The 10,044-nt window shown below is 48.2% G+C and carries 12 protein-coding genes; 7 read left to right on the forward strand and 5 right to left on the reverse strand.

The genetic code is table 11. The features are described 5' to 3' along the window. Both B3D59_RS05655 and zupT read left to right on the forward strand, forming a co-directional pair. Window positions 1–202: hypothetical protein (locus B3D59_RS05655; RefSeq protein WP_286818332.1), on the forward strand; the 202-nt coding region annotated here is incomplete at its 5' end. 302 nt (window positions 203–504) lie between these two features. Continuing rightward, complete coding sequence (gene zupT / locus B3D59_RS05660; RefSeq protein ID WP_286818333.1) at window positions 505–1,326, forward strand: zinc transporter ZupT; 822 nt, start codon at window positions 505–507, stop codon at window positions 1,324–1,326. On the opposite strand, the gene B3D59_RS05665 is transcribed toward zupT, so the two are convergent. Then, complete coding sequence (locus tag B3D59_RS05665; protein WP_286818343.1) at window positions 1,295–1,489, reverse strand: hypothetical protein; 195 nt, start codon at window positions 1,487–1,489, stop codon at window positions 1,295–1,297. The genes zupT and B3D59_RS05665 overlap by 32 nt on opposite strands. Between B3D59_RS05665 and B3D59_RS05670 the strand changes: the two genes are divergently transcribed. Then, window positions 1,464–2,138 carry a DsbA family oxidoreductase gene (locus B3D59_RS05670; protein WP_286818334.1) on the forward strand — a complete coding sequence of 225 codons (675 nt, stop codon included), beginning with the start codon at window positions 1,464–1,466 and terminating at the stop codon, window positions 2,136–2,138. The genes B3D59_RS05665 and B3D59_RS05670 overlap by 26 nt on opposite strands. A 140-nt stretch (window positions 2,139–2,278) precedes the next feature. Here B3D59_RS05670 and B3D59_RS05675 read toward each other — a convergent pair whose 3' ends face one another. From B3D59_RS05675 to ubiE, 3 genes are all read right to left on the reverse strand, one after another. After that, the gene (locus B3D59_RS05675) at window positions 2,279–2,590 is read right to left on the reverse strand and encodes a cupin domain-containing protein (protein WP_286818335.1); all 312 of its coding nucleotides are present in this window, start codon (window positions 2,588–2,590) and stop codon (window positions 2,279–2,281) included. 40 nt (window positions 2,591–2,630) lie between these two features. Beyond that, window positions 2,631–3,293 carry a small multi-drug export protein gene (locus tag B3D59_RS05680; protein ID WP_286818336.1) on the reverse strand — a complete coding sequence of 221 codons (663 nt, stop codon included), beginning with the start codon at window positions 3,291–3,293 and terminating at the stop codon, window positions 2,631–2,633. Between the two features lie 87 nt (window positions 3,294–3,380). Next, the gene (ubiE, locus tag B3D59_RS05685; protein ID WP_286818337.1) at window positions 3,381–4,082 is read right to left on the reverse strand and encodes a bifunctional demethylmenaquinone methyltransferase/2-methoxy-6-polyprenyl-1,4-benzoquinol methylase UbiE; all 702 of its coding nucleotides are present in this window, start codon (window positions 4,080–4,082) and stop codon (window positions 3,381–3,383) included. 124 nt (window positions 4,083–4,206) lie between these two features. On the opposite strand from ubiE, the gene dnaJ reads away from it, so the two are divergent. Continuing rightward, on the forward strand, window positions 4,207–5,304 hold the full coding sequence (gene dnaJ / locus B3D59_RS05690) for a molecular chaperone DnaJ (protein ID WP_286818339.1): 1,098 nt from the start codon (window positions 4,207–4,209) through the stop codon (window positions 5,302–5,304). Window positions 5,305–5,329: 25 nt separating this feature from the next. Then, window positions 5,330–5,728 (forward strand): 6-carboxytetrahydropterin synthase QueD, encoded by a 399-nt coding sequence (gene queD, locus B3D59_RS05695; RefSeq protein ID WP_276999414.1) that lies wholly within the window; start codon window positions 5,330–5,332, stop codon window positions 5,726–5,728. On the opposite strand, the gene B3D59_RS05700 is transcribed toward queD, so the two are convergent. After that, window positions 5,712–7,088, reverse strand: coding sequence for an NAD(P)/FAD-dependent oxidoreductase (locus B3D59_RS05700; RefSeq protein WP_286818341.1), 1,377 nt, complete (start codon window positions 7,086–7,088; stop codon window positions 5,712–5,714). The two genes, queD and B3D59_RS05700, sit on opposite strands and share 17 nt — an antisense overlap. A gap of 311 nt (window positions 7,089–7,399) precedes the next feature. On the opposite strand from B3D59_RS05700, the gene B3D59_RS05705 reads away from it, so the two are divergent. Further along, window positions 7,400–7,687 (forward strand): DUF503 domain-containing protein, encoded by a 288-nt coding sequence (locus B3D59_RS05705; RefSeq protein ID WP_276999416.1) that lies wholly within the window; start codon window positions 7,400–7,402, stop codon window positions 7,685–7,687. Between the two features lie 114 nt (window positions 7,688–7,801). Next, a partial coding sequence (locus B3D59_RS05710) for an NACHT domain-containing protein (protein ID WP_286818342.1) occupies window positions 7,802–10,044 on the forward strand: 2,243 nt, incomplete at its 3' end.

Consider the following 10,044-nt stretch of genomic DNA (forward strand, 5'->3'; position numbering starts at 1 on the left):
CAGTATTTCTGAGATAAATCCTGAGCAGATCAGGGTAATAAAATATCCCGAGGCAGAGACCAAAAAAAGGGAGCCTGCTTGGTCGCCTGTCAGGGACATGTCCTGTAGAATAGTAGGTAAAAGTGGGGATATGATAATACGAATGCTAAAGTTCAAAAAAAATATAGCGGTCAGAAAAAGTAAGGGACGCAGCTGCGATTGAAATGTCTGTGTGTTGTTCATAAGAGGTCCGATCTGGTATTGGTTTTCCCAGGCGCTAAGATTAATAGAACTCTTAGACTTTCTAAGAAAGTCTGGGTAAGTTACTTAGAACTTTCAAGCTTTGTTTTCGGCTATGCCTATCAGTGGATATGTCAGGGTCAGCCCATGGCGGTTATATCAGAATTGCCTTTGATTCTGGGACGTCCATTAACACTCACGACGGTTTTTTCCAAGTTTGATGTATTTTGCATCAATGTGTGGCTTTACAGATCTGATTCCTAATCTATTATCCGGAGATTTTCAATGACATATGACACCAGTTCAATTCTTTTTGCATTAAGTCTGACGCTTTTTGCCGGGCTTTCCACCGGTATCGGAAGTGCGCTGGCTTTTTTTACCCGGACAACAAATGTTCGTTTTCTTACTGCTTCTCTGGGGTTTTCGGCGGGGGTAATGATCTATGTCTCCATGATCGAGATCTTTGTTAAGGCTCGGGATAGTTTGAGCACTGCGGCAGGAGAAAGTAAAGGCTATTTGATAACCACATTCGCTTTTTTTTGCGGCATATTATTGATCGCAATTATTGATAAGCTGGTTCCTTCATTTGAGAATCCTCATGAGGTGCGGGGAATTGAAGAAATGTCAGGGGCTGCTGCTGAGGAAGACAAGAGAAGAAACCTGAAACGCATGGGGATTTTTTCAGCCATCGCCATAGGCATACACAACTTTCCCGAAGGGCTTGCCACGTTTGTTGCCGGTCTGCAGGACCCGACTCTGGGTGTGAGCATTGCCGTGGCTGTCGCCATCCATAACATCCCTGAGGGGATTGCCGTATCCGTACCACTTTATTATGCGACAGGCAGTAGAAAAAAAGCATTTTGTCTTTCATTTCTTTCCGGACTTTCAGAGCCTGTCGGGGCTTTGGTCGGATATTTTTTGATTTTCAGGTACATGAATGATTACGTGTTCGGATTCCTGTTTGCCATGGTGGCTGGAATTATGGTCTTTATTTCCCTGGATGAACTGCTGCCTACAGCAGAAAATTATGGGGAACATCATATCGCTATGTATGGGGTGGTGGCCGGCATGATTGTTATGGCCACCAGCCTGGTTCTTTTTGCTTAGGATTATTATATATTTGTTTTAAATTACCCCGATAAATTTTTAGCATATGTTTGCCTTTATCTTTAGTATCGTATAAATCAAATCTGGCCACAATATGGGCATCACAACTAAAATCAAAGTAAAATGCGGTAAAACTTATGGCGCACAGTGATTCTTTAGGCATCCCGGAAAATCCTCAAAATCAGCATCCATGTAAACTTGAAATCTTTTCAGACTATATCTGACCCTGGTGCTACTTCAGTACCGGGAGTATTGATAAATTAAGGAAGACGTACGATATCGAAGTAAAGTGGCGGGCCTATCCGCTGCAGCCGGATGTGCCTGAACAAGGATTGCCCATGGCGCGTCTGTTAGAAAAAAAAGGCCTGCTGGTGACCCCGGAACAGGTGACCGCCAGTCTTAAATCCACGGCACAAAGCTTTGACCTGCCCTTCGGGGAGGGAAAAATGGTTTATAATTCCCGTCTGGCCCAGGAGGTCGGCCTCTGGGCCCAGGCGCGCGGCCGGGCCCATCAGTTTCACGATGCCGCTTTCAAGGCCTATTTTGTGGATGGCAGGAACCTGGCTGACAAAGCGGTGATCCTGGATTTAGTGGCCTTAGCCGGTCTGGATGTGGTACAGGCAGAAAAAATCATTGCGTTAAGATCCTATGCCGATGCTGTGGACCGGGACTGGGCAAAGGCCAGGGAACTTGAACTTGTGGCTGCCCCCACCTTTTTTATCAAAGACAGAAGGCTTGTGGGAGCAAAACCTTATCAGGTTCTTGAACAAATGGTGGCAGAAGTGGTGGGTCAGGTTCAGGGCTGCCTGTAATTTTCGCAGTGATTTTAAAACTGATTCAACACATATGGCAGATTAGGGATTCGCTAAAAATGAAGTGATGCGTGCAGACTCAAAAAAAATGCGGATGAATAGTTATGGATCTTTTTTAATCGCGATAAGATGCTGTGTTTCTAATAAAAAACAGCTAACCAGATTGTTATGCTATCTGGGTCTGTTCGTGTGACCTTATGTTTTGTGTGAGCCGGAATGTTAAGATAGTCCCCTTTATTTAACAAGCGTTCTCCCTCGTTTTCGAACAGAATTGTACCTGAACCTTTTAATACAAGCACCCATTCGTTCTCATCTTGGCTATACCACCCGGATTCAGGTGACGTGTGGCCCAAAGACACAATACGTTCGATCCGAATGTTTTCCCCTTTAAGCAAATCAGTGAACTGTTCAGTCGGCAAGTTGTCAGGAACATTTTCAAACAGGTTCTCCATTTAAACGTCCCAATGTTTAAGCCGTTGGGCATCCGGTGCCTTATTCATCACTTTCATGGCGCAGGGAATCAATGAATTTTTTCAATGGCTTCAGGTAAGGGATGATGATGACTACACAGATGGCGACAAAAACATACTGAAGCATTGCAAACCGGTGTTCCAGAGCATCAAAACCATAGCACCAGGCCACGATGGCTGTCAGGGTGCCCAGGCCCGCCGCACTGAAGTTGCTGAACAGACGCATCCTGAGCATATAACCGATGATGGTTCCCACGACAGGGCCTGTGACGGGCAGGGGGGCCATCACAAAAGTAAATATTCCGATCCAGCCCCAGCGCGCTATTTTTTCTTTTTTGTCCTCAGCCTTTTCCTTGAGCATGCTCATGGCTCTTTTGATCCAGGCCGCTTTGAATATACCGTTGGTGCTTAAAGCAAAGCTTGCATAGGTATAGCAGACAATCAGACATTCCACATAAAAATTTAAGGCAATGGTGGTAACAGGGTCAACGCCGTTAAGGATGCAAAGGCCGATGGCTCCGGCCCGGCTGCCCACACAGTGGGTAATGAACACTACCAAAGCAACCTCGGCACCCGGCGAACCCTGGACCGTGCCAACGATAACATAAATAAGGAACAGGGCGGTCAGCACAAAACCGGCCACAAGGACCCGGCCTTCAACTGTGTTTAAAAGAAATTTTTTCATTTCTAAATTTTTTTCAATCTTTTTTTTTGAAGACCGTTTATAAAGTATGCTTGGATCATTGTCAAGACGGACTGTAATAATAGCAGGTTACCGTTTAATACCTACAAATAGGGTGACAATGCCCAGGGTCATCTCCTTGAACCGGATATCCTTAAAGCCTGCTGCTTTCATCTGATTTGCAAAGGAGACAGGATCGGGGAATTTTAATACGGACTCAGGCAGATACGCGTAAGCATTGCCGTGTTTTGAAAAAAAAGAGCCGATTATGGGCAATATTTTTTGAAAGTACAACAGGTAAAACCTTCGCATTAATCCCTTTTGGGGTGTGGTCAATTCCAGGATGATGATTCTGCCTCCCGGTTTCAGGGTGCGGTAAAATTCCTTCATGGCCCCGGTGCGGTTCATGATATTGCGGATGCCAAAGGCCATGAAACCTGCGTCAAACTGCTGATTTCTTACAGGCAGGTTCAACGCATCGCCGTTGACAAGGCAAATGGCTTGACCCCTGGGACCATTTAGTTTCCTTTTGCCAAGGGCCAGCATGCCAAAGGAGAAATCCAGTCCGGTAATTGATGTTCGGCCCTTGAGAAACCGGCTGACTTCAATGCCCACATCACAGGTCCCGCAGGCTGCATCCAACACTGCAGCGCCGGATTTTAATTGTGCAGCCTTGACCATTTCCCTTCGCCAGTAAACATCCTGGCGCATGCTGAGCAGTCGGTTTAAAAAATCATATTTGGGTGCAATTTTGTCAAACATTTCTTTGACAAAATCCAGTTCTTGGTTCATCGTTGACAACTTTAGAATCTGAGTTATTTTAAATTGTTTATTTTAGTCAAAGCAAGTTTGGAAGCTATCATACAACCGGGTTAAACACAATTATAAATGAACTAAAGCACTATCGGGCACTAATATGAGTGAAAAACGAGATTACTATGAAATCCTTGGGGTAAGCCGGGATACAGATAAAACCACGCTGAAAAAAGCCTACAGAAAGCTTGCAATCAAATATCATCCGGACAAGAATCCGGATAATAAAGAGGCTGAAGAAAAATTTAAAGAAGCGTCTGAAGCCTATGAAGTTTTGAACGACGACGGGAAACGCCGGATTTATGACCAGTTTGGCCACCAGGGACTTGAAGGCGCCGGCCATTCAGGTCCCAGCGGATTTGAGGATATCTTTTCAAGTTTCGGGGATATTTTTGAAGATTTTTTTGGTTTTGGCGGCGGGCGTGGCAGCAGCCGGGCCAGGCGGGGATCTGATCTGCGCTATGACATGACCATTGATTTTATGGAGGCTGCCTTTGGTACGGAAAAAACCATTTCCATACCAAAGCGGGAAACCTGTGACGAGTGTAACGGGTCCGGTGCCGCACCCGGCTCCTCTGCGGAAACCTGCGCCCAATGCCGGGGCACGGGGCAGTATATTCAGAACCAGGGTTTTTTCAAAGTCAAAACAACCTGTCCCTATTGCAAAGGCAGGGGGACAATTATCCCCAATCCCTGTCCCAAATGCCGGGGCGGCGGCCGTATGGAAATCAACCGCAAGGTTCAGGTCAAAATTCCTGCCGGTGTGGATGTGGGGTCAAAGTTGCGGCTTACCGGAGAAGGAGAGTCGTCCAGCACGCCTAACGGCCCTTCAGGTGATCTTTATGTGGTGATTAATGTCAAACCCCACAAGTTTTTTCAGCGGGACAAAACCGATATTGTCTGCGCCATTGATATCTCTTTTATCCAGGCCGCACTTGGTGCTGAAATTAACGTACCTACGCTGGTGGGAGAAAAGAACCTGACAATCCCCGCCGGAACCCAGTATGGAGAGTCTTTCCAGTTTAAAGGGGAGGGTATTGCCTCTTTGAGAACCGGCCGGAGAGGAGACCAGATTATCAAGGTGATCGTCAAAACGCCTACCAAACTGAACCAGAAACAAAAAACGCTGCTCGAAGAGTTTGACAAACTTGATGCAAATAAAATATCAAACAAGCTGAAAAATTTGTTTAAAAATTTGTGATGGAAAAACAATCGGATGGGGGGCTATGTTTGAACTAAAGGTTAAAACCCGGTTTGCCGCGGCGCACCAGCTTGCCATGGTGGGCCGGAAATGTGAGAATCTGCACGGACATAACTGGCAGGTGGAGGTATATGTCAAGGGCGATCAATTGAACGACGCCGGGGTGTTGGCCGATTTCGGGGATATCAAACGGGCGGTCCGCTCGGTTGTAGACGGGGAACTGGACCACAAATTTTTAAACGAACTGCCTGCTTTTGCAGATACACAGCCCACGTCCGAGCGTATTGCCATCTATATTGCAGACAAGGTCCAGACATACCTGGACAAAAATGTGGATGAAAAAATCGTTGTCTCCAGGGTCATGGCCTGGGAATCCGATGATGCCTGCGCGATTTATTATCCTGCCCCTATTGTGATGAAATGATTTTTTTTGCCGGAATCAGTCCGGTGGCCGCTGCGGATACGATGTTGCCGGCCACCCCCGGACCGTCTCCGGCCACGTACATGCCCTTGATTCTGGTTTCCAAGTGCGGGGTGGTTTTAATCTGGGTGGCAAAGAATTTGATCTCCGGGGCATAGAGCAGGGTTTCATCATTGGATACCCCGGGGACCACCAGGTTTAAGGTCTCCAGTCCCTCGATTAGATTGGACAGTATCCGCTCGGGCAGCGCCATGGCAATGTCCCCGCACACCACATTGGTCATGGTGGGTTCAATATAGCTTTTGTTGATCCGGTTCCAGGTGGATCGTCTGCCCCGTTTCAGATCCCCGAATCGCTGGAGAATGGGTTTGCCTCCGCCGATGATGCTGGCCAGACGCCCGATGGATTCCCCGTAGGCCTGGTTGTCCGTGACCGGTTCCGTGAGCACCACCTTTGACAGAAAAGCAAAATTGGTGTTGCTCGATTTTTTATTTGAATAGGCATGCCCGTTAACGCAGACAAAATCCTGGTAATTTTCCAACGCCACAAATCCGCCCTGGTTGGTGCAGAATGTCCGGGTCAGGTCATCATAGGTGTGGGTGCGGATAAAAAAGGTCGGGTCATAGATCACGTTGCACAGATCATCCATGATATCGTTGTGCACCTCCACCCGGACACCGACCTCTATGCCCCGCTGGCTCAATTCAATGCCATGTTTAAGCGCCAGGGATGACATCCAGTTGGCGCCGACGCGTCCCGGTGCCAGAATTACGTTGCGGGCATGATAGTCTCCCTTGTCAGCTACCACCCCCTGGATAACCCCATCTTTTTCAATGATATCTGTTACATTCTCACCGGTTCGTATCTCAAGGCCTTTGGACTCTATGTAATCGGCCATCTCTGTGATGTAGCCCGGAAGATTGTCACTGCCCAGATGCTTTTGCCGGATAAGCAGAAGATTGATGCCGAATCGTTTGGCTTCCTTGCGGATGATACTGGCCTCATCCATGTTGGTGGGAAATACCTTGGCATCCATTTTAAAGCGGGTAAAAATCTCTTCGGTTTCATTAATCAGCGCCTGGGCCTGGGGCATGGGCATGAATTGGGTGAGATCGGTTTTGCCAAGCCTTGGAATGAAATTCAGTTTTCCGTCCGAGTACAGCCCGGCTCCCCCAATGCCGGACAGAATATTGCACGGATCGCACTGGGCACATTTCTGGACTTTGCTGATGGGGCATTTGCGTTTTTGCGGCCGTTCGCCCCGTTCAATGAGCAGGACCTTGAGGCTGGCATGTTCCATCAGATGATAGGCCGCAAAGAGTCCTGCGGGGCCGCCGCCCACGATAATTACGTCATACGTCATATTCAACCTTCCATAAAAAAGAGATCCATCCGGATGTTATCGGTGTCAGGCCGCATTGAATAAATGAAAGATGTGAGTAGTGAGTATTGAGTAGTGAGAAAGACAGCTTGGTTTAAATCTCACTACTCAGGACTCACAACTTTCATAGAATCCTTTGTAGCATATCATGAAAAAAAATTTTCTTTATATAACGAATTTACGCAGATAAAATATAGTTTTGTATCCGAAGACGTGGTTATTGTACCGGCAGGCCAAAAACTTGCGTCTGTAAACAGTTATTGCGCAGAGAAAAACGAAAGGCATTTTTAAATATGGTTGTTGGAACAGGGCAAATCAAACTCAGGCTTTTTGACGTTCACTCTCTTAAAGCCAAACGTTCCATTGTTAAATCAATGATTTCAAGATTGCAGAACCGGTTTAACATCAGCGTGGCGGAAACCGCACTCAACGACAGCCATGACTGGGCTGAAATCGGATTCGCGCTGGTGGGAAACGATGCAAGGACAATCAACGCCAAAATAGACAAGGTGTTTAATATGGCTGACGAACTGGGACTTGCCATGATTGCCGACACCCATATGGAAATCATTCATTTATGACATGCGGAAACGATCACGTTATTGGGGCGCTCCTGGTTGACAATGTCTGATCCTTTGATATAGACAGATAATTTAAAATTCTGTTGACGACCTGTTCATGCAAAGGAGTCTGTCGTGTCCAAGCTTTCCTGGCTTCACCTGTCCGATCTTCACTACGGCAAAAAAGATGCCTGGGATGCCGAACCTATCCTTAAAAATCTTATTAAAGACCTGAAGCACCTGGAAACGGATCATGGGCTGTGTCCGGATCTAATTTTTTTCAGCGGAGATCTGGCCTTCGGCGAAATGGGGCCAGAACCGGGGAAAAATTTAAAGGACCAGTATAAGAGCGTTGAAGACTTTCTGGCACAGGTAAGAACCGCTTTTTCGAATCCGGTTCCAAAGGCGCGCATCTTTCTTGTGCCGGGTAACCATGACGTGAACCGTAAACGGGTGGGCAAAATGTCCACCATGTTTATCGATAGCCTGGATGACCAGGAGAGCATTTCAGATTTCATGAACGGTGGTGGAGAGGACTGGAATCGGGTCATGGACCGCCTGGAAGACTACCGCAATTTTTTAAATAATTTCGGCAACCCTGTTCTGCTCCAAGAGCGTGATCGCCTGACCTACGGCACCACGGTGGAGATCAACGGCATCCGGGTGGGTATTGCAGGCTTTAATACCGTCTGGAGCAGCGGGCGAAACAGCAAAGAGGAAAACGGTAAACTCCGGGTGGCCTGGAAATGGCAGAATACAAGGGTTCAAAAGGAACTGGAAAATGCTGATGTCAAGATCGCATTGTTCCATCATCCTGTGTCTTGGGGCGTCGAAGCGGATAAAGCCTTTGCAGGTGATAAACTGATAAATGAGTTTCATTTTATTTTATCCGGTCATGAACACAAAACAGCGGTTACGTCTTATGCTAACGGCAGTTCCACTATTTCCTCCTATGCCTGCTACCACAGGTCCCAGGGCAGCGGCTATAACATCTGCTGCCTGGATTTTGAAAATCAAACCGGTGAGGTTCATTTAAGAAAATACAGCGACGAGGACGGGGGCGGCTGGGTCCGCAGGAGTACACCCAAGGCCCGGGACGGGCGGTATCATCTGGAATATCTGGACAAGTGGATGAAGAAGATCTCAATAGCCAAAGCCCCAAATCCGGATGCTGCTGCGTCACCTGCATCTTCCAACCCGGACCCGGAGTTTGAACGGCAACTGGCCCTCTACAAAAGCAGGGCCATATCCCTGTATGAAAAACTGCCCATGATCGGGTTCGGCACCCGGTTGCGGGTCTCCATCCGCATTGAGGATATTTACATGCCCCTGCATGCCATGGTGGATGATGCCGTCCAGTCCGGGGAGTGCTATGCGGATTCCCTGGATGCGTCAAAATGCCTGGAAAAATCGGGGCGCAATACCCAGATTTCCATTCCCGATGCCTTTCAGGTCTGCCGGGAGAAAAACGGCCGGGGCATTGTTATTTTAGGGAACCCGGGTTCGGGCAAGACCACCCATCTAAAGCGCCTGCTTTTGTGGGCACTCTCCAAAGATCATGAAACCATAGGGCTTCCGGCAGGAATTCTCCCTTTGTTTCTGCCCCTGCGTGAACTTAAAAATTCAAACATCAAAAGTTTCATCCATGACCGTATGACCGATGCCGGGCTTGAAATGACGAAAGAATTCACGGACCGGCTGCTCAATCATCAGCCGGTGCTGTTGCTGTTTGACGGCCTGGACGAAATCCAGAATGAGACATTAAGAGTTGAAGCGGTTCGCAATATTGACCGGTTCATGCAAGGTCACGACAATCTCTATGCAGCAGTCACCTGCCGTTTTGCAGGCTATACACCTACGGCCTGGCTGGACAATGAGTTTATGGAGCTGCATCTGCGCCCCTTGACCCGGGATCAGGCCCGGGAATTTATCCGCACCTGGTACCGGCTTGTGGAAACCGCAGACAACAAGAATCTGGTACAGGCCCGGGACCTGGCTGATAAAAAGGCTGACGACCTGATCGAGAGTCTGTCATCCAATGATTTCAGGGCCGGCCGGGTCTTTGAAATGACCCGCAATCCCCTGCTGTTGACCAACATCTGCCTGGTACACCGGGACGGGGGACGGCTGCCCAAAACCCGGGGTAAATTGTACAGGGCCGCCATGGATGTGTTGCTGGAATTCTGGCGGGGGGCCAGAGGGGTGGAAGTTCGCATCGGTTCGGATCTGGGCCGGCGGGTACTCCAGCCCGTGGCGCTGTGGATGCACCAGGAGGAGAAGCGGATACGGGCTTGTGCCGACGAGCTTGCGCCGGTGCTGGAAAAGCCTTTGGAAAAGGTTCGGTGGTCCCACGGAACCTTTTCCAAAGGCTTTTCCAG

This window comes from Desulfobacter sp. UBA2225 (assembly GCF_002348205.1).
GTDB lineage: Bacteria > Desulfobacterota > Desulfobacteria > Desulfobacterales > Desulfobacteraceae > Desulfobacter > Desulfobacter postgatei.